Consider the following 19,554-nt stretch of genomic DNA (forward strand, 5'->3'; position numbering starts at 1 on the left):
AAGAAAACTAAACCACTAAAGTGGCATCATTTGAACCGTAATAGCTGGCACCATCCGACCGAAATGACTGGCACAAATCAAACCGTAATATCCAAAACAGACCTTCTCATCCTGGATGACTTCGGTATCGTGCGACTGGAACAACAGCAACGGCTGGATCTCATGGAGATCTTTGAGGACAGGCATGGCAGAAAAGCGACCATCATAGCCAGTCAGCTACCCGTGGCAAGTTGGTATGATATAATCGGTGAGGATACCATTGCAGATGCAATACTGGATAGAATTGTCCATGTATCACACAGGATTGAACTTAAAGGAGAAAGTCTAAGAAAAAAAAGGTAATATTGTCAGGTCATTGGTAATGACATCCCTTGAACCAAAATCAGGGGGTCAGTATCCCCGGAATGGGGTCAACATCCCCGGAATATGCAGAAGCCACTGGCTTTGGAACCAGAAAATCTGGATTACAGATTAGAACAAAGATTAGGAACCTATTAAATGCAAAACAAAATTATCCTATAATTATTGATTGGGAAGGGGTACCTGTAATATCAAGTAGCTTCGCGGATGAGTTAATAGGTAAACTTTTCCTTGAAATGGGAGCTATGACATTCTCTTCTTATGTAAAAAATAGAAATATGGAAAGTCTTGTGAGAAACTTACTTGATAAAGCCGTTGCCCAAAGATTAACCCAGGAGATTGATTAATATGATTGCTAATCGGCAGCGGAATGTTTCCAGTACCTCATATAGAGATGACCAAAGCCGCTGGTAAAGATGGGAAATTTAAAGGGCTACAACCAAGACATGCAAAACTTTCTGTTGGGTCTGCATCAAGATTGGCAATATATCTTCTAGAACCCCATCAGCTTAGAAGATATATCTAAAAAAAGCTGTCTAATAAAGACAGCTTTGAAAATCCATCTCGTCCTTAATGAATGGGCGTATTTTGATTCGTGGTAAACAAAAACAAAATCCTTTATGCTTGTGTGTGGCAAACTAATGCCAACTATGTTAGACGATGCATAATCAAATATACAAAAATTATTCAAGTTGCATCGTGCCCCATCAATATACTTCTTGACCCAACTTACTTTCTAATTCATTCTCAAAATTAAAGCCTTTCCATTTGACAAACCATCTATCCTTAAATTCGGTAATATTTTTAACATTAGTCAACTTGTAAAAGGACAAAACTTCACCTTTAAATATTTCATCAACAAATGGACAAGTCATTAAATCCAACGTAAGCATAGTTAGCTCGGTACTGAGTTCAAATTCTTGCCTATTCATTTGGTGATATTTTCCTAATATATACCCTTTAATGGCATCTTTGATTTCGCTATACCTAGCTTTATTTTCAATATAGAAGAGCACTACAATAATCTCAAAGTAATTTAGTTCCCGGTCTATACTAATACGACCTTCTTTAAGCTCCCAGCGTAAATATTCGACAAGGGCATCCTTATCTAACCAATAATCTCGACCTAACTCTTTAAGCAAGACAAGAAAATAAAGAGATTCAATACTAAAATGATTTGAAGTTTTATATTTACTAAGTAAGAAGCAAATATTATCATAAATCTTCTTGTACACGAGATCTTTATAATCACTATTAACTAAACCGCCTTTGCGTAAAAGCTTAATCAGTACTGTTAAAATCTTAGATACTTTAATTGCTGTATTAACTCGTGGTGAAACGGAAAAGAGAAAAAATATAAAATCCAGAATTTCTAAAATTGCCTTTACAAGCATCTTTTCCTTGTTTCTTTTATCTATAATTTCTTTATAATCGGCAAGAATTTTAATTACTTTCTTTAGTAAAACAGAAAAGGTAAAATTCAAGATATCCTTATAAGCAACGTTTGATTGCTTTACTATGATTTTGAATTTGGTAATTAAGCTATTTGAACTAACATAAATATTGCCATCCTTTTCTGCTTTCCCCTCGGCGTCCTCCTCATTGGAAATCTCAATTATTTTATATTTGACATATTTATCTAAAAAACTGATGATTTGCTCTTTAGCCACTGTAATCTCAGTAATAATGGGCTTCTCATACTTAACACTCTTCTCGTCGTTCAAATACAATTTAAATTCCTGAAGCGCTAAACGGAATTCCTTAATTATCAGCGCCTTTGTACTTTCATCATTACAAAATAAAAAGTAATCGTCCACGTACCGAAATATCTCATAATCCCTCTTGCATTTTAAACCATAACCATCAAGTCGCTTTAATACATTGAGATCCACAGATTGAAGGATAATCTCAGCAAAAATTCTGGAAAATTCTGGTCCAATTACAATTCCGTTCGTCTCATTATGATTGAGATCCATCAATAGCCTATCGAAAGTTGCTGCAAATGTACCTTTGTCTTTGCCTAATATGCGTTTAGTAAACTGCTTGCCAAGAACGGCCCAGGATATAGAATGTGTATAAATGCTGGCGAAACACTTGGAGACATCAAACTTATACAAATTATTGTATTTCTTTTCGCACCTGTGGTATTTGTAAGACTCGTAAAATTTGTGAATATTATTATAGGACTTATATACAAAGTAAGTTTTCAGACTTTCATACTCCCTATCGTTCTGTTCAAATTTTTCTATGTCTTCTAAAAATGATAATTTCTTATAATGTGTTCGATCTTTAAAGTAATAGCATTTGGCAACTTTGTGAGGGTACCTAATTGAAAATGGGCTTCGGCTACATAGATAAATAATCAAGTCTCGATATCTACTATAAAACTCACTCACCATCAGTTGATTTTTACAGTGAGCAATATCCAAAGTTCTAAAATCATCCGCTTTGTGCGCTATTTTGTACGAAAATGGTATTGAGATTAAGTTACCTTTAGCGGCAAAATTAGGAAGTCTACCATTCTGTATATTCTTTCGTCGATTTTCGTCGTGAATTCCAAATACAATTTTCAATACATCTTCAATCCCTAGATGATTTTTATATACAACATCTTCATTCTCGAGGCGTACTTCAAAATCTGTTAAAAATTCGTAAAAACCTCGATTTGAAAAGATAATAGGCGTTTCGTAAGGTAATATGTCTGAAAGAACCGTTCTATGAGTTTTTAATTTAATTGGATATAATTTTCTTTTCATCTTTTATCTTTCCAAATAGTAAGTATTCGTTTCATTTGTAAAGGCTTAAAAGCGACGAATTTTTTGCTTTCAAATCCGATCTTAAAGCTATATCCCTTATTTTTAACGTATTCGAAAAGTTTATCTGCTTGAACAGAGGTAAACTTATTTTGGACATACTTGTCCAGTTCATTCCAAATTCCTGAATTTGTCAATAACGTATTGGAATAATATACACCTATTAAAACGTTGCTTTTATTATTTATCAATCTAGTATTACCTGTTAAAAATCTGATCCCATTTACTAACAACTTTTTATCTCCTTTACTCCGCGAACTCTTTGCATATAATCTGAATAGTTTATCGATCTTCAATCGATAGTTTTTTATCTTTTTCTCACTAAGTGATATTTCTATCCCTTTTTCTTTGATTAAAAACTTATAGCCTAAATATTCTATTTCTTTCGGTACACGTAAATCTGTTTTCAGATCACGAATGATGCTAACCGAAGTTTTCTCCATGTTTAACTTTAAACCACTTGTACGCATAAGAACTTCGGAAATCAGCGTCTTGAGCTTGTCTTCTTCATCACTATCGTCATTAGCACAAAGAATCAATATGTCGTCAACATATCTTGCGTAATAGAAAACATTTGGCATCCGACGAATTTCATTATCAAATTCTCTAAGATAAAGTTCGCTTAAGTATGCACTGATACCAATTCCTCTAGGTACTCCAATTGTGCTATTTGACAACCTATGGTAGCTATTGATTGTTCTGCTTATAATCTTCTTTGCCAACTGACTCAGTAGATTGTCTTTATTAATTTTTCGTAAAAGCTCAGCTATTGGAATTGATTCAAAGAAGTTTTTTATGTCTGCTCTGATGATTACTTTAGGGGCTCCATCACTTAATAGTAGCTTTACTTGATTGACAATATTATTTCTATGTGACTGTTTAACCTTGTATAGTTTTTTAATACAATACTGAGTTTGCTTAAGCGCAAAGAATGTTTCTGGTGTGGCCCCTGTCAAGTAAATATATTTTTGAGATGAACTATCGAAATGCTGGCGGAGCTCTAGTTGCCAATTGTCTTTAACAATATTATCACTCACGTCATGAAGCTCTGAAAGAAGTAGCTCTTTCTTTTCTTCATTCATGTCTTTTAACTTTTCTCGAAAGAGAGACCTATTAATTTTCTTTTGCTCTATGTCGCGTGTTGTCTTTTTGTTATTTCGGTATTCAGTTTTAACTTCCTTTAAATCATTATTAATTTGTTGGATACTCTCAAAAAAATCACCTTCTTTATAGTTACCCTTACGATTTTCGTAATCAAGTAATCTATAAAAATTATCTGCTGAATATGATTGGTCTATCATTGAATTATATACTTTTATGAAAGTTTACTGATTGCCTCTGTAAGAAGCTTGCCTAATTGATGCAAATTAAATATTTTGACACCAGCAGGCTTTTGAACAATTATAGTATTCTTGATTCTGTCTTCCAGATCGATTAAGAAAATCCTATCTTCCACCAAGAACTTTTTTATATTGCTTACACTACAATACCTTTCGTGGAGAAGATTGCAGAATAATGCAAGGCATTTGTTCTCCGCGAGTAATAGACTCGAAAACAACTCTTCCACTTTTATATTACTAACGAGCAACGGACTGTGTCTATATTCCTCAAATAATGCTCTCAATGACTCTGTATCACCTTCGATAAGGGATTTATTTACTTGTTGATTGATACTATCCTGTCCCTTGGCTAATATTTCGTTATGGAGATCTACTACTTTTGATTTCACCAATTCCGTCTCAGAGTTTTCCTTTTTGAAATGGATCATATTTCCAAAGTGATCTTTGTTAATCTCTTTTCTCTGTTTCGCAATATTCAATCCTCGGTCAACTACCGCGTTAATATCCTTATATGTCAAAGACGTCAAACCATGGTCCGAAAAAAAGAAATAGAAATCTGCAAACTGAGCATATTCGTATATACTAAAAACTCCATTTTCAGCACTTCTCTTTACACGATTGAGTAATTCAGTGAATCGTTCTTCAGATAACCTTCTGAAATTATAAGTTATTAGCTCATTGAATTCTTGTTGCTCAATAGTAGCATTCAGTTTCTTTCGGTCTTGTAATTCTTTATTAAATTCATCCTTATCTAAATAACCTGAAAGTATGTATCTATAAAGTGATGTGTAGAAAGTAAAGTGATATCTTTCTGACAACGAAAATCTCCTACAAAATGATCGTGCGTAAATTTTCGATGCATCGACTTCACTATCCTCTTCTTTCAAATCGAATATCACATGACTTAAAGCATTCAAACCTTTATAGTCCTGGTAATCACTTGAAACAAGTCGTCCTTCCTTGAAATCAATTGCTATCAGTAGGACAAATTCTAAAACTTCCTTTAAAACAATTTCATCTTCAAGTTCTTCAAGTGCCCTAAAAAGCTTCTCTATGATATCCAAACAGAAGAATATGGTTCTGAGATTTCGTAATTTGGTAGTGTGAAATTGTGAAAGTATATAGCCGTTGTACTTTAAAAGAAAGCTTTTGTATTCTTTATTATTTTCATAAGCTGTAAGTAACGAGATTAGAATACCTGATAAGTCCTGTTCGAAATTTAATACCCGCCCAATCAGCTTTTCTTTGATGTCAGAATAATTATTGTCAGTAGAATCAATTTTGGTTTCATCTGATAGGATTAGAATCTTAGCTCCTCGATGTTCAGCTAAATTGTTTAGATATCCTAATAATTGTCTTAAAGGTATATCACATCTTTCTAGATCATCAAAACATAATATTTTGTTCTCGAAAGGAACAAAGTTTACAACCGTATCAGAAAGAAGACTTTCAGCTGAACGATTTACGAATATACTTGATATTGTATTTAAGACCTTTTCTCCTACCTTGATTGTTTTTCGAATCTCTTTGTTATCCGTCTTCACAAAAAGACTTACAAGTAGCGCTTGTTCCAACGCAGCAACTGTTGACAATCCATTTAACGATACGTAATAGGGTTTAAATTTAGCTTTCTTTATAATAGGTTCAAGCTCCTGTTTGTAAAAATAGGTCTTTCCACTTCCCCACTCTCCATTTATCAGTAGCGCGTTCTTTGAGTTTGATTTTAAATAATCGTCAAATATTTTTTTTATAAATCTTGGTTCCATTTATATTTACAAGTAATAATAGTCAATATATTTAATGAATTAAGTTAGAGATGAAATCCTTCGCATTTCAAATGTCTTTTCATTAAATGTAATATGATCAGTCCCAGTCAAAATAGTATAGTCACTATTCCATTTAAGGTTACCAAAGAAAAAAAGACCTTTACCATAAACATCACCAACACCTTTGGTATACTCTGTTTGAATATGAATGTGTAAGGCCACTTGCATGGAGTACGGATTGAACACATATGAAGAGATAGCCACAGAGTTATCGCCCTCACCGATCCCAATCAGAAAACCATCTTCAGCAATATTATTTTTGAACGCAACGTCCAAATCAATTTCTAGACCTTCATAATCTTTAATAGAAACATTCCATTTTCCCAAAAATATTTTTCTAGAAGAAATACGGATTAAGCTTTTATCATTTTCATACTTATTGCTAGATGTCTTCTCAACTAACAAATTCTTTTCCACCTCTATTTCAGAGAGCTTAGTCCGTAAATTCAAATTTTCATTTATAACTTCGCTTTCTTTACTTATTACATCAGATAGCTTTTGAATATTTGTTTCATACTGCTCTCTTAAATCCAAGAATTTTTGCGTGGGTATATACCCTTTGCCCGAAAGGCGTTTGGTTGTTCTTTCATCAATAGCATTTACGGTGGTCTGTAGCGCGCTAAAAGCTAACTTTAAATATGGATAGGCAATTGCAAAACCAAGCGGTAAGACGTAGTTCTTCCAGACATCAGCATTGTCTATGATCAAGGCTTTGTAATTAGGATATCCGTATAACTGGAGTGTCTTCGCATTATACCATAGCAATCCTACTACAATTGGCCAGTTCCAAAAGATCCATGAAATGATAAAAGAAAGAATAAAAGGGTTATTGAGTCTTAGATTAATAGATTTGAGCAGATCATTCATAAATTCATGCAGTTCGTATATTCAGTTTGGCTTCTCCTAAAATACTCAAAACTTATTGAGTAATCCAACTCTATTCAACAAATTATTGCACAAAGGTCATATCTTATCTGTTATCTCCTTTACGGGAAGCCGTAATAACCTGTGTTATATTATTATTAAAAATTGATAATATTGTAAAACAGATTGTAATTGAATTAAAAATCAATTGATTTCATGAGGTTAATTATATAGCTTTAGGGGAATCATTAACCGAATCAAATACTGACATTATGGAATACAAAGTAGTAATTGAGAATCTGCTAGTAAAGATGATAGAAAAATAATATTTATATGCATTACGGAAAACCGGAACATGTAATTTAACTTATTTGATAGCTTTGTGAAGAGTATAAATATAGTAGTTATTAGAATTGAAAAACCTGTTATTAACCCTTGCCTTCTTATGCTGTTCGATATGTCTTGGACAGACAGGATCGTCTATCAGACGCTGTATTGATGTTGTAAAATCTGACGATGGCAAATACTATGCATTGTATAGCGACAACACCTGGGAGGAAAGCACCTATGCGACATCGGAGCTTATAAAGGCAATGCGCAAGAAAGATACTGCTCCCACAAAGACAATATCTCCAACAAACACGTACGGAATAGCAAGCTCCTCTCCTACTAAGGCAACGAGTTCTCCGAGTAGAACATCTGGCTCAAGCAGATCCTACCATAGCAGCAGAACATCAAACACAAGAAAATCAACATCAAGAACATATATCCGAGGACCACGCGGAGGCTGCTACTATATCAATAGTAACGGTGGCAAGACCTATGTGGATAGGAGTATGTGTAATTGATAAACAGAAAATCGTAACAGAATGAGTTATAGTGAGAGAATATTTGGTAAAAATTTAAGAGATTTATCTTTCGACGATATTTCAACTTACTTTCAAGAACCACGTGAAGAGTCTGAAATTTTAGAGTTCAAAAGTGGGCATGGTGATTTCGAAGGAGTATTTGTAAACAATATACTTCGCACAATCAATGCTTTTTTAAATTCATCTGGTGGTCTTTTGATTTGGGGTGCTCCAAAAGATATTGTAATCGAAAACGGCAAGCCAAAGGTATGTGTAGGAGATTTGATACCACTGACAATATTAAAAGAAAAAGACCATCTTATCAATAGAATATCGAGTTCTATTTCCTACATGCCTATCGGAATCCGTGCAGAAAGGCTTGAAAAAGATGGCCAATATCTCTATGTGTTCGAAGTTGATGAGAGTGCTTCTAAACCTCATCAATATAATGGGCTGTACCATATCAGACTGGACGGGCAATCCAAACCTGCGCCTCATTACATTGTAGATGCTTTATTTAAACAAGTGAAATTTGCTGATCTTGAATGTAAAATAGATTTCAAATTAATAAAGAAGCTCGATGAAGATACAGTTATTGAGTTCAATGTAAATATCTGGAACAGATCTAAGTATATCATCGAAAAGTCCTTATCAGTCACTGCATTCACCACAATGGGTTACTTTGATTATAGTAAAAATGACACATTGAATTTAAACCAAAGTACACCATTCCACTATGGCCCACCAAGATCATTTAATAACCAGATCGTTTTTAAGCAGATTGATTTATTCAATTCTACTACTTGTAAAATATATCTAATGTTTGGAGGTGAAAATTCAATGGCAAAGACATCACAATACGAATTAGATTTAAAACCACTAGCTGACGGTAACTTCGATTTAGAACCAAATTTACTTGTCAAGGAATCTAAAGAGAATACATTAATTGATTGATATTTCGAACACCAACTGTAACACGTAATAATAAACAACAATGAGTTTTCACGATCCAATACGTCAATCCAAATATCTGAGACAAACTTTACCCCAAGATAAAAAGCCTATAGGTTTCTTTGTCTTCGCTGAATGCCAGCTTGCTGTAAATATGCCAGAAGGCCAATGGCCTTTAATTTCAGATGTTGCTGGATTAACAAAATATGTTAAAGAGGAAATAAATAAAGAGATAGACACCAAAGAGGGTCTATTACCTATTATCAACTCTCAAAAAGGTAACTACTCCAATATGGCAATCGCCTGCATGCCAGCAAGAGACATAGCTTTAAACGCAAAACAAATCGAACTAGACAAAGATCTATTAGTTATCCTAATAAATAGGCTTATCAAAGATATCAATGAAATAACGACTAGTAAATACCTTTTATTCAGTTAAGAAAATTTCACACCAACTCTTGGTCTGATAATAATAACTTCTAAAGTTTGAATTAATGAAGATTGAATACTTACAATTGTTCATTCCAGTTCTACTCATACTGCTTGCGGGAATTGGATGGCTTTACAGACATGAAAAGGAAAGACGATTAGAAATCGAGAAACAATTGTCAGACAAAAAGTATGATGTTTACATCAGATTACTAACGGTATTTTTCGATTTACTAAAACAAGTAAAAAAAGGACAACCTACGAATTCTGCAAAACTGATAGACAAAATGCTAGATATAAAAAAGGAAATAATAATATTTGGAAATGATGAAGTCCTTTTCGCTTTTTTCAAATGGGAACGCGATTCACAAACAAAAAGAAATCTCAAAGCTCTTGCTGAATTAATTATTGAAATCAGGAGAGATATGGGAAACAACAAAACAAGCGTTACTACCAAAGACTTTTTAAAGTCTTTGGTTTCTACAGATGAAGATTTTAAATATCTTCAGGAACAAGGATATGAATTGTCTTAATTTTAAAACAGATGGATTACATTACACATTCGTGAAAACAATCATAAGTATAAAAATAGTTAAGCCTGAATGGTTAACGATGACGAAAGAAGACAAAGATTACTTTGCCTCTATTAATGAAGCGGATGACTTAGAAAACATGAAATACGGCGAAGGGTGGAAATTTACATTCGACTACCCTATCACTGAAGTGTCGATAAAACGTAATGCTTCATTTTCCTTGCAATTGAAATCTAAAATCGACGAGCAGATAAAAACGGTTACGCTGGACGATATGCTGCTATTAGAGTTTATAGGAGATGATGAAAAACAGCAGCTGGCGATATCAAATAGCCTCTTGGAATCGGATTTCAGCACTAAAAATAAAAAAGGAACGCAGTATTACTACTTTCACCTGGATGGGCGTATCCCCTATCAAAAGTTTGGCGAATTGATCTATATAACTGAAAAGGTATGAAAAATATTATATTTATAATTTCTCTCCTACTATCTAGCATTACGGCAAGAGCTCAGGAGAACATCAAAGAGCTACAGTATGCAAATATCAAGGTAGCGGTACCCGAAGGATGTATGGCCGTATCAGATTATGAACTAATGGACTGTAATGGCTTCTCGGTTCAATGGCTGTATCTGAGTAAAGAAATGGTGCAGCAAGGAGTTCATAAAAGCTTCCTGGATCAAATGGCTCAGCAGTTCGATTATAGAACTAAAAAAAAGATAAATTTTTCATCGCAAAAACAGCCTTTCAAAGGAACAAAATTTGAGATGAAGGACGGAACTTTTCGCATCGTCGGATTTGGGGTGGTAACGGATGTCCCGCTGATCCTGAATCTTAAATTCGCAAAAGAGCCAAAAGATAACACTAGCCTCTCGGAGCTTGAAAAGAATTTCATTGAATTGGAATGATTTGATAATGAGTTTATCTTGATTAAAACAACAAGTAACATATATGCCACAATTTGACCTGGACAAGATCGTCCAATACCTTGCCCCCTATCGCGACCGCCTGCATGAGCAGTACAACTGGAATGCGGATCTGAGCAAGCTCATCGATATGCAGATACTATCAGCAGAGGACCGCAACAGACTGGACGCTCACAGCCGCTATGATAAGGAGGTGCAGCTGAAAGCCCTCGTAAGGACAGCGATATGGAAGGCGCAAAGTGATGATCCGGGCCTATTCGACCAACTGAGTCTGTGGATCATCAAGGACTGGGGCGGTATAAAGACGGCCAAAGAGGACGCAACGAAGGTGCTGATAGCGGATTTCCTAAGGGAGAGGAATGCAGGATTTGACCGGATAGCGAGTGTCTCGAAGGTGGCAGCGTATATGTACCCCGAGGAGTATATTATCTACGATTCGCGGGTGGCGTACTCGCTCAACTGGATACTCCTGTCGCAGGATGCAGGTGACCGCTTCTTCCCTATCCCGGATGGCCGCAACTCGAAGATGATGGCTTTTAACATGGATACGCTGATACGCCTGAGGTATGTGGACCGATATCATCCGGAAAGTCTGGAAAAGCTGACGGAAAAGAAGAATTATATAAGCAGGCTGGACAGATCGCTGTACATCGACAGGGATAGCGCGTATAAGGAGATAAATAGCCTCATGAAGGAGATAAGTGTGCGGCTGTGGCATGATGATGCGGAAAAGGCAAAGCATCTGTTCTACACAGAAATGCTGCTGTTCTCGATAGCGGATCGGGAGGTATTCATGGATATTACCCTACATTTCAGCAGGATCGGCGCTACGCTGTACGGTATGCCCCGCCCGAGGACGGAATCTTCGTTGCCTGCCTCGGTGAAAGGCCGCAGTATCTTTTCGCGGATCGTACCTACGGTGTGCAACCTGGAGCCGATGCTGCATAACCTCCGTGAGCAGGACTGGAACTGGTCGATGCTGCGGGACTGAGAACGTGCGCAGTACCGTGCCTATCGCATGGATGATATCGTCACGAAACTGAAGCAGACGCCCGAGCTGCAATGGAAGGATATTATAAAGCAACATCTACTGGAATGTGATGTGCATGAACTGGGACCGCATCCTATGGATATATACCTAATGGCCTACTATGCCAAGTCGAACCGCAAAAGGAGCCGCAAGGATTTTATCGCTTTTGTGAAAGAAAGCGGTATCTCGGAAAAGGATCTGTCGGGATCAGCGATATGGCAGGTGGGACTGAAAGATGGTGTCTACCTGGGTATACTGAAAGAGGACGGCTCGGTGCAGGACTGGGATTTTGTAAACAGATTTTGCGATAATGGGGATTAAAGCTATAGTATTCTTGATCTCCTGCCAGGAGTGCCGAATGTAGAAGTCCTATATGCCTTGACGCATATCGGACTTCTTGGTTATATAGTATCAGACAGTGATATCGACATTCAGCCTGGCGATTGATTAAACTCTCAAAGAACTTTTTATCTAAAATATCGCGACTTATGATACCTATTTCACCTGTTATAACGTATAGCCAGTTTTACTTTACGGAATTCACTTCTAGTAAAGAGTTAAATACTCTCTACAAATACAAAATTGAAGATACTATACTATTTCTTATCGGAGTGAGAAACGGGTTTAGTTCAAAAAAAAATTCCCAATATCAATTTGATCTAGTAAAAGCCTTTTTTGATTTCTTGCCTATTCAAAAAAAGAAGAGGCTTCTTCAGCTTTTAGATGGCTCTAATTCAGTACTAGTGACACATACTGTGGTGAACAGAATAATTGTAGATCTATTTAATCAAATAAACTATTCGCAGGACAATGTAAGCTTGAATTCAGAGAGTTTCGCATCAGATGTCTTAGATACTCTACTCGCTTATAACGAAAGTCAATATCAATCCGTTGATATCTTAGAGCGCCCAGACACTCCTGAACTAGCTTGGGATATTTTTTTAATGCAAGACAATAATTCACTAGACGAGGTTCATCTCTCTAGAACGTCCGCTCCTAAACACTTAATTTTTAATAAATTTATCAAAAAATCGACCTCTATCGATGACTTAACTCTTTACTTGAATGAAAATTTCTATGTTAATAGCACTCATGAATTGAACCTTCACCTCCTTCAAGTTTTTATTCAAAACACAGCAAACCTTGAAAGCAAAAACACTTTATTAAAGATACCTCCAAGTGAAAAAATACATCAAGTATTAATAAAGATGGAATATGTCTTTGGAAAGGGAATAACCAAAAACAATAGTTTTAATGTCGGAGAATTGATTACCAAACCATTTTTCTTACACTCAGATGGAAATCTCTATTTAACAAGCTCTAGAGACTTTGCTCTGATAATGGACAAGATATGGACTTTTTTCTTGTATAAAAGTAAAGCAATTCAAAAGATCAACACTCAAATCAAAAATGTAAATGATTTCTTAAGCTTCATAGGAAAAGAATATTACGAAAAATTCCTTCTACTGAAAATATTCAATGATTTTTCTAAGAAATATGTTAGAGTACTCTCCTCTGATGATCAGTACCTGCCAGACCTCTCAATGATAGTAGATAATAAAACAGTATATCTTATCGAAATAAAGTCTTCTTCACTGAATTACAGAACCTTTCTAAATAGAAACACTCAAGAGTTTAAACAATTTATTGATGAAAATTTTGCATTAAAGAAAAAGGGCGTTAGACAATTAATTAATAACATTCGGCATCTAGCTGATAAATCCAATGAACTTTATAATATACGAAGTACCAATAAGCTCACGATCGTACCGATTCTCATATACACTGAACATCACTTAACTAAGCCAATGGTCAACAGATATGTAGAAGATCATTTTAAAAAAGAACTTGCTGAAATAAATCTGCCTTTTAAAGAGGTTTTGCCCGTTACAATGATTTATTACGAGTTTTTTATCGAAAACGCAGACTATGTTAAAAAGAAGCCCAATATTCTGAAAGGTCTAATTCGTGATTACTGGAGGTATATCCGGAAAAAAGAAAGGGAGTATGTAAAATTTAAGTCTACCCAAAATTATGTTGAAAGTAGTGTGTCATTTGATGATTATTTAATATACAATCCTAATGTTTATAAAAGTGAGGCCAAGCATATACTTGATAATATGACAAGGATATTTGATTTAAAAGGAACAAGCGAATAAAATATCACGTGCTGTTGGTCCGATAAACAAGATGTCAACCTCTCTAGGTTGCAATACGAAATCGAAAAAGAAATACGGATAGTGCTTAATCCTTCGGTCGATTCTTAAGTAAATTTTCGAAGAACTCACCCGTCTTCATTTTTTGAAGATCGTCCAAGAGCCTTTTCTTGAAAGATTCATCAGGAAGATTAGTCGATAAAGCAATTATTTTTTCAATAATCGTACTTACATTATCAATAGCCTTCTTGTTTTCTATTTCTTCTCGCGTCTCAATAAGCAGCATACACTGATTAAGAATATTGTAAATCTTATGCATTAACTGCAGCAATTGTGTACTTTTTGATAGTTCTATAAATGGATTTAATCCTTGAAGCATATCATATATCATTGGGATACCTTTGTCGTAGTGGACGGAAAGTTGCCTCTGAGATGCATATTTTTTGAATATTGGTGCAAGCTCTTCAAGTTCTTGCTCTAAAATATCTACCTCCCTACAAAATCTATCGTCTTTAATCGTCGAAACAAAAGGAATAATTCTATCATGCCAAAAAGACCCATTTGATTCTTCATTTAATGAATAGAGCTTATTGAATCCTTCATATACAATGACATTAATCATTTTAAGGTTAAATAGCTTTTCCATAATATATTCAGAATGCAAAAAAGCTCTGATAGCTGAGGCTAAATCTATATAAAGATAACTTAACTGCATGACGACCTTACTTAGTTCGACCATACTAATAATTGTGTCGTTTAAGTCTTGTTTAAAAAACTCTTTAAATTTATCGGGCGTATCTTGCTGTCGAGCAAATTCATCTAATTTTTTACTATGTGTTTCTATGACGCCATATAAAGTATCAGACAATTTACCTTCGTCATCTAAGAAGAACTGCTCTAACCCGATTATTGGTAAATCAATAGCTGGCGACATTTCGGAGATCAATACATTAGTTAGATTTGATTTTTGCAAATATTTACTTGAAAAAACGGTCAACTCCTCCATCAATGTACTGAAGGTAATCAAGCGCTGATACTCATCTTCCTCACTTAGTGCTACCAAATGTCTGTACATCTCCATAGGATCTAAATCATAATGGAAACTTAGTTTTCTACCAGTCCAATCTGTGATATTACTTTCGCCAAACTGCCTTATCTTAAGTTCTAACGAATTATACTCATTCCTAAATCCCTGGTAGTCTATGAGCTCAACTAATGGTTTTATCTTTTTTACCCAAAGTGATTTCTTTTGAGCCTTGCCATAGCCATAAAGGTACTTGTAGGCTTCAAGGATTACACAATTGATATATTTAACGTTATACCTTTTTTCTGCAGGCAATACAGCTCTGAAGTTAGAGCGGCTTACCGAGCACAACTCTAAGCTGATATAATTTGTAAAATTAGACAGTGTCTGAAATCCCTCAAAAATTAGCTCCTTCTCATTTTTATCTCGATTACTAAGCTGTCTAAGTACACCAATCTCCAACAACAAATGGGACGACAAATCTCTTAAACTAAATCCTTGCTGTTCATACAGCTTCTTTACAAAATCAGGGGTTGATTCGTGTAGTTTTGAATTCATTTAAAGCAATTTGTGTTTAAACTAACTCTACAGCCTGTAGCTCAGCAGCCAGACGGTGAAGCCCATCTTCTATCTTCTTAAGCTGCGGCTGACGGGGCTTTTTCAATCCTGATGAGTAATGTTGTAGCTGACGCTGATTAATGCCTGTAATCTTCTCTAAAGCGGCATTGGTGAATATGCCTTTGTAATAGTTGAGAAAGCTTTCGGCATCGAAGTGGTATACGATATCGTACCTGCCTTTGAGAATAGATGGTATGTTGTCGGGAGTAAACTCTTCAGTAATAATAGCTATCGCATCCAAGATGGATTGCTTGGCTTCCTCAACGGTATCACCGCCCCCATAAATGCCTTCAGCATTCTCTGCATAGGCGCTGAACATGTCTTCGCTGCGCTCGATTACGATCTTTAATGTTTTCATATGAATGTTGTTTGTCCTTTATAGGCCATATGGATTATCCAAGATATTTCCTTAACTAAACTTATGTCGCCTGGATAATTCATATTCATTTCCCTTTCTTTTATCATGGGGATCGGGAGCTAATTAAAGCCCCAGATCCTTCATGATTTTCTTGCGAAGGCCCTCTCCCATCTCTTTGCTACCATGATAAGGAATTGAACGGGTTTTTCCGTCCTTCTCATAAATGTAATGAGATCCTTTGGTACGGATATGGATCCAGCCATTATTTCGCAAGAACCTGTGGAATTCACTTGATTTCATATCGAAATAGTTAAAAATGTAATTTGGACAATCTATCCCTTAAATCGCCAATCACATCTCGAACCCCACAACACAAAGGTAGTACATTTACTACTATATTTCAAAATAATTTTTCTGTATATTTTTATTTAATAAGGACTTGTCATTAAAAGCCAATTTCAAAACTGATCAAACTTATTATAAAAGAGTAGCCGCATGGATTTTATCGCTTTGGTGAAAGAAAGCGGTATCACGGAAAAGGACCTGTCAGGATCGGCGATATCGCAGGTGGAACTAGAAGGCTCACAGATTGTAAAAGCGATCCTCAGAGAGCATATCCCCTCGCCTAAGATTGCCTTCAGGGATACGCAGTCGTACTTTGGGATATTGCTGGATGATAATAATAGAAAACCGTTGGCAAGGCTACATTTCAACTCCGCAAATAAATACCTGGAGGTATTCCATAATGGTAAGGACAAGGGCGAAAAGAAGCTGCTACAGGATATTGATGATATATTTACCTACAAAAAGGAACTGGTCGAGACGCTGAAACAGTATGAGTAGAGGCTGTACAGGAAAGGATTATCATTATCTAGGAAATAAATTCGTTGCACATATAGCGCAATAATCATGTTTTTGCATTATATGTGCAACGAATGAACTTCTCGGATACGCTTAATGATTAATCATACAATTCAGCCAGCTTTTGATCCAGTGCATCACCTCTCAAGTCTTTAGCGATAATCTTTCCGGAAGGGTCGACCAATAAATTGCTTGGAATAAATTCGATAGCATAGGCAATAGCAACGTCATTTTTTGCGCCTTTGAGATCGGAGACATTTACCCAGGGCAGTTTATCATCTCGAATAGCTTTTTTCCAACTTTGCATTTTATCATCTAAGGAAATACCTATCACTTCAAATCCCTTTTCTTTATATTTATTGTAAACCTTCAACACGTTAGGATTTTCCACGCGGCATGGTATACACCAACTAGCCCAAAAGTCTATTAAAACATAGTGTCCCTTAAACTCGTTGAATGAAATAGAATTGCCTAAAGTATCGGGTTGTGTAAAGTCCTTGATTTGCTCACCTACCTGACTTCTGGACAAGGCGCCTAGCTTCTTTGCAACTTTATCACCAGCAAATGTTTGTTTGACGGAATCGTCCAGCAAGCTATATAGATATCGTATTCTGCTAAAATCCCGTTCTAGTCCTATTAAATACAAACTGTAAGAACTCGCTGGGTTATTCAAAATGAATGCCTCGACTCTTTTGTCATTTTGGCTTCGCACAACTTTGCGTTCTTTTTCAATTATTGCCTTTTGCTCTGCAGGCGCTTCGCGGAGTGCAGTATACAAAGAGTCCCAAGTATGCCTTAGATCTTTTGTAAAAGCATCAAACAGATCTGCATCACGTTGTACAGAGGAACCTTTAAGAACATATGTATCCGTCCTGTCAGCAATACCATTTAGTTGAATATTACCTGGCTCAGCAAAAAAATGATAAAAGCTAGACCCCACTGTCAATGTAATACGTGTGGGCTCCAATAGATCAGTACTCCATTCAAATCTTTCATTCTGGATAAGAGAAGTGTCAACAATGGAAAGACCATCTTTCATATAGAACAACGTAACAGCGCCATTTGACAGCTCTTTGAGATGGGCCGATAATGTGGTATTCTGCCCACTCCCTGTTAGACTCAAAATGGATAATATGGCAAATAAAATATAGCGGGAGAAATTCTTCTTCTTCATTGGGATATCGTTTAAATTCATTTTGTATTTGTGTGTTAATTGTAACCAGGATTCTGCTCCAGCAAATTGTTCAACTGTCGCTGTCCCTGGGGAATAGGATACAGCGCTGCATCAGATGTATAACCAGTCTTTTCATCGCCAAGTACAGTGGATGCCGAACTCTCTATGGTTACATTTCTCTTTAAATCAAACCAACGATTACCCCACTCAAAGCACAACTCTAACTGCCGTTCTTTCATAATCGCATTCAACACTACTTGCTGTGAAGTCTTGTCTATGATACTATTCTCCAATCCTGCTCTCTTACGGATGACATCTAGATCTATCACCGCTTGTTCTAGATTGTGTAGATGCGCCGCCGCCTCAGCACGTATCAGTAATACTTCTCCAAGCCGAACTATCATCAAATTCTCTAGAGGGAGGCTTGATGCCTGCTTGTTCTTATATTTGAATGGATAATAAAAGCTATCCCCCTTGACAATGGATACTCCTACCCAATGCTGAAGACGTTGATCAGATTTTTCAAATTGATTGAGAAGAAATGGAGTTACCAAATATTTTGGCAATACTCCGGCTGACGGGACAAAAGTCTGAGCGTCATCAGTCTGCCTATAAGAGTTCTTTACAGGTAATTGCCAAATCGCTTCGTCGCTACCTTCTAAGAAAGCTGCGTGTACGGCTACATCGCTGATACTGTAGATCCCACTTTTGATCACATCATCGGCTGCATCATATGCCTCCTTCCAATTTCCGCGGTATAGAAACACTTTGGACAACAATGCTTTTGCTGTGTAAAGATTCGGGCGCTGGCGTCCACTCGATGGATAATCGGGAGATAAATCGATAACGGCCTCCTCTAAATCTTGGATAACCTGTCGATAGACCTCGTCAACGGAAGCCCTTGGAAAACGAGCCGTATGTTGATAATCTGTCGACGTGACTAAAGGTACCCCTCCAAATATATTTACCATATTAAAATAGTATAGGGCCCTGAGAACTTTCATCTCGCCTGATATCTGCCTGATAAACGATTGTGAAAGACCTTTGCTATGTGACACACCCTCCAGAATATCGTTTACTTTGTATACTCCTTGATAAGGATATTGCCATAGAGAGACTATGCCTCCACTCAAAGGTGTCAGCATATAATTATAGAAATGAGTATAATCGGTGTTGCTAGCTGTAACGGAGATTTCGTCGGCAGAAAGCCCTGTGGCCACAGTAAAATTGGCATCGCTATAACCAAATCCTTTGCCTTGACTATAAGAATATGCGCCTACCACCGCAGACATCGCAGTGGCACTATCGGCAAATTGTTGTTCTTTGGTGATGAAGGTCGGCGGGTTGCCCGGTATCTCTATCAGCTTTTTGCAGCTTCCGAAGAGGTATAATGCGGTAAATAAGAAGCTGATTTTGATTATATATATATAAGCGCTTTTTTTCAT

At 36.2% G+C, this 19,554-nt stretch carries 21 protein-coding genes; 12 read left to right on the plus strand and 9 right to left on the minus strand.

Annotated features, from left to right (window positions below; translation table 11 throughout):
- Together M472_RS0123180 and M472_RS41675 are read left to right on the plus strand one after the other, a co-directional pair.
- Positions 1–342 (plus strand): ATP-binding protein (locus M472_RS0123180; protein ID WP_031301989.1); only part of this gene is annotated, 342 nt, incomplete at its 5' end.
- Between the two features lie 62 nt (positions 343–404).
- Positions 405–707, plus strand: a complete 303-nt coding sequence (locus M472_RS41675; RefSeq protein ID WP_021071874.1) for an STAS-like domain-containing protein — start codon at positions 405–407, stop codon at positions 705–707.
- Between the two features lie 360 nt (positions 708–1,067).
- On the opposite strand, the gene drt3b is transcribed toward M472_RS41675, so the two are convergent.
- From drt3b to M472_RS41695, 4 genes are read right to left on the minus strand one after another with little or no spacing between them, the layout of a single operon-like run.
- Positions 1,068–3,116, minus strand: a complete 2,049-nt coding sequence (gene drt3b, locus M472_RS41680) for an antiviral reverse transcriptase Drt3b (protein ID WP_021071876.1) — start codon at positions 3,114–3,116, stop codon at positions 1,068–1,070.
- Positions 3,113–4,474: an antiviral reverse transcriptase Drt3a gene (gene drt3a, locus M472_RS41685; protein ID WP_021071877.1), complete on the minus strand. Its 1,362-nt coding sequence runs from the start codon at positions 4,472–4,474 to the stop codon at positions 3,113–3,115. Before drt3a ends, drt3b begins: the two co-directional genes overlap by 4 nt.
- Before the next feature lie 14 nt (positions 4,475–4,488).
- Entirely contained in the window at positions 4,489–6,279 is a 1,791-nt protein-coding gene (locus M472_RS41690; protein WP_021071878.1) for a P-loop NTPase fold protein, read from the minus strand.
- 39 nt (positions 6,280–6,318) lie between these two features.
- Positions 6,319–7,206, minus strand: coding sequence for a hypothetical protein (locus tag M472_RS41695; protein WP_021071879.1), 888 nt, complete (start codon positions 7,204–7,206; stop codon positions 6,319–6,321).
- Between the two features lie 410 nt (positions 7,207–7,616).
- On the opposite strand from M472_RS41695, the gene M472_RS45050 reads away from it, so the two are divergent.
- The 9 genes from M472_RS45050 (at position 7,617) to M472_RS41735 (ending at position 14,077) form a co-directional block, all read left to right on the plus strand.
- Entirely contained in the window at positions 7,617–8,051 is a 435-nt protein-coding gene (locus M472_RS45050; RefSeq protein ID WP_081643220.1) for a hypothetical protein, read from the plus strand.
- 21 nt (positions 8,052–8,072) lie between these two features.
- Entirely contained in the window at positions 8,073–9,005 is a 933-nt protein-coding gene (locus M472_RS41700; RefSeq protein WP_021071880.1) for an AlbA family DNA-binding domain-containing protein, read from the plus strand.
- A gap of 40 nt (positions 9,006–9,045) precedes the next feature.
- Complete coding sequence (locus tag M472_RS45305; protein ID WP_021071881.1) at positions 9,046–9,441, plus strand: hypothetical protein; 396 nt, start codon at positions 9,046–9,048, stop codon at positions 9,439–9,441.
- Positions 9,442–9,496: 55 nt separating this feature from the next.
- Positions 9,497–9,964, plus strand: coding sequence for a hypothetical protein (locus M472_RS41710; RefSeq protein ID WP_021071882.1), 468 nt, complete (start codon positions 9,497–9,499; stop codon positions 9,962–9,964).
- Positions 9,965–9,995: 31 nt separating this feature from the next.
- Complete coding sequence (locus M472_RS41715) at positions 9,996–10,421, plus strand: hypothetical protein (RefSeq protein ID WP_144062787.1); 426 nt, start codon at positions 9,996–9,998, stop codon at positions 10,419–10,421.
- Positions 10,418–10,870, plus strand: coding sequence for a hypothetical protein (locus M472_RS41720; protein ID WP_021071884.1), 453 nt, complete (start codon positions 10,418–10,420; stop codon positions 10,868–10,870). Before M472_RS41715 ends, M472_RS41720 begins: the two co-directional genes overlap by 4 nt.
- 43 nt (positions 10,871–10,913) lie before the next feature.
- Positions 10,914–11,879 (plus strand): hypothetical protein, encoded by a 966-nt coding sequence (locus M472_RS41725; protein WP_021071885.1) that lies wholly within the window; start codon positions 10,914–10,916, stop codon positions 11,877–11,879.
- Positions 11,880–11,906: 27 nt separating this feature from the next.
- Positions 11,907–12,239 carry a hypothetical protein gene (locus M472_RS41730; RefSeq protein ID WP_021071886.1) on the plus strand — a complete coding sequence of 111 codons (333 nt, stop codon included), beginning with the start codon at positions 11,907–11,909 and terminating at the stop codon, positions 12,237–12,239.
- A 167-nt stretch (positions 12,240–12,406) separates the two neighbouring features.
- Entirely contained in the window at positions 12,407–14,077 is a 1,671-nt protein-coding gene (locus M472_RS41735; protein ID WP_021071887.1) for a hypothetical protein, read from the plus strand.
- Positions 14,078–14,162: 85 nt separating this feature from the next.
- On the opposite strand, the gene M472_RS41740 is transcribed toward M472_RS41735, so the two are convergent.
- The 3 genes from M472_RS41740 to M472_RS41750 form a co-directional block, all read right to left on the minus strand.
- Positions 14,163–15,656 (minus strand): hypothetical protein, encoded by a 1,494-nt coding sequence (locus M472_RS41740; RefSeq protein WP_021071888.1) that lies wholly within the window; start codon positions 15,654–15,656, stop codon positions 14,163–14,165.
- A 16-nt stretch (positions 15,657–15,672) separates the two neighbouring features.
- Positions 15,673–16,074 carry a type II toxin-antitoxin system HicB family antitoxin gene (locus tag M472_RS41745; RefSeq protein ID WP_021071889.1) on the minus strand — a complete coding sequence of 134 codons (402 nt, stop codon included), beginning with the start codon at positions 16,072–16,074 and terminating at the stop codon, positions 15,673–15,675.
- A 123-nt stretch (positions 16,075–16,197) separates the two neighbouring features.
- Positions 16,198–16,374, minus strand: a complete 177-nt coding sequence (locus M472_RS41750; protein WP_021071891.1) for a type II toxin-antitoxin system HicA family toxin — start codon at positions 16,372–16,374, stop codon at positions 16,198–16,200.
- A 195-nt stretch (positions 16,375–16,569) separates the two neighbouring features.
- Between M472_RS41750 and M472_RS41755 the strand changes: the two genes are divergently transcribed.
- Entirely contained in the window at positions 16,570–16,917 is a 348-nt protein-coding gene (locus tag M472_RS41755; protein ID WP_021071892.1) for a hypothetical protein, read from the plus strand.
- A 118-nt stretch (positions 16,918–17,035) separates the two neighbouring features.
- On the opposite strand, the gene M472_RS45060 is transcribed toward M472_RS41755, so the two are convergent.
- Positions 17,036–18,109, minus strand: coding sequence for a TlpA disulfide reductase family protein (locus M472_RS45060; protein WP_021071893.1), 1,074 nt, complete (start codon positions 18,107–18,109; stop codon positions 17,036–17,038).
- A gap of 35 nt (positions 18,110–18,144) precedes the next feature.
- Entirely contained in the window at positions 18,145–19,554 is a 1,410-nt protein-coding gene (locus M472_RS41760; protein WP_021071894.1) for a RagB/SusD family nutrient uptake outer membrane protein, read from the minus strand.

Origin of the sequence: Sphingobacterium paucimobilis HER1398 (assembly GCF_000416985.1) — a bacterium.
GTDB classification, from domain to species: domain Bacteria; phylum Bacteroidota; class Bacteroidia; order Sphingobacteriales; family Sphingobacteriaceae; genus Sphingobacterium; species Sphingobacterium paucimobilis.

Excerpts from the sequence above, each read along its gene's own strand:
- M472_RS41675 (WP_021071874.1), top strand. The coding sequence starts at position 405 with ATGGGGTCAACATCCCCGGAATATGCAGAAGCCACTGGCTTTGGAACC.
- drt3b (WP_021071876.1), bottom strand. The coding sequence starts at position 3,116 with ATGAAAAGAAAATTATATCCAATTAAATTAAAAACTCATAGAACGGTT.
- drt3a (WP_021071877.1), bottom strand. The coding sequence starts at position 4,474 with ATGATAGACCAATCATATTCAGCAGATAATTTTTATAGATTACTTGAT.
- M472_RS41690 (WP_021071878.1), bottom strand. The coding sequence starts at position 6,279 with ATGGAACCAAGATTTATAAAAAAAATATTTGACGATTATTTAAAATCA.
- M472_RS41695 (WP_021071879.1), bottom strand. The coding sequence starts at position 7,206 with ATGAATGATCTGCTCAAATCTATTAATCTAAGACTCAATAACCCTTTT.
- M472_RS41700 (WP_021071880.1), top strand. The coding sequence starts at position 8,073 with ATGAGTTATAGTGAGAGAATATTTGGTAAAAATTTAAGAGATTTATCT.
- M472_RS45305 (WP_021071881.1), top strand. The coding sequence starts at position 9,046 with ATGAGTTTTCACGATCCAATACGTCAATCCAAATATCTGAGACAAACT.
- M472_RS41710 (WP_021071882.1), top strand. The coding sequence starts at position 9,497 with ATGAAGATTGAATACTTACAATTGTTCATTCCAGTTCTACTCATACTG.
- M472_RS41720 (WP_021071884.1), top strand. The coding sequence starts at position 10,418 with ATGAAAAATATTATATTTATAATTTCTCTCCTACTATCTAGCATTACG.
- M472_RS41725 (WP_021071885.1), top strand. The coding sequence starts at position 10,914 with ATGCCACAATTTGACCTGGACAAGATCGTCCAATACCTTGCCCCCTAT.
- M472_RS41730 (WP_021071886.1), top strand. The coding sequence starts at position 11,907 with ATGGATGATATCGTCACGAAACTGAAGCAGACGCCCGAGCTGCAATGG.
- M472_RS41735 (WP_021071887.1), top strand. The coding sequence starts at position 12,407 with ATGATACCTATTTCACCTGTTATAACGTATAGCCAGTTTTACTTTACG.
- M472_RS41740 (WP_021071888.1), bottom strand. The coding sequence starts at position 15,656 with ATGAATTCAAAACTACACGAATCAACCCCTGATTTTGTAAAGAAGCTG.
- M472_RS41745 (WP_021071889.1), bottom strand. The coding sequence starts at position 16,074 with ATGAAAACATTAAAGATCGTAATCGAGCGCAGCGAAGACATGTTCAGC.
- M472_RS41750 (WP_021071891.1), bottom strand. The coding sequence starts at position 16,374 with ATGAAATCAAGTGAATTCCACAGGTTCTTGCGAAATAATGGCTGGATC.
- M472_RS41755 (WP_021071892.1), top strand. The coding sequence starts at position 16,570 with ATGGATTTTATCGCTTTGGTGAAAGAAAGCGGTATCACGGAAAAGGAC.
- M472_RS45060 (WP_021071893.1), bottom strand. The coding sequence starts at position 18,109 with ATGAAGAAGAAGAATTTCTCCCGCTATATTTTATTTGCCATATTATCC.
- M472_RS41760 (WP_021071894.1), bottom strand. The coding sequence starts at position 19,554 with ATGAAAAAAAGCGCTTATATATATATAATCAAAATCAGCTTCTTATTT.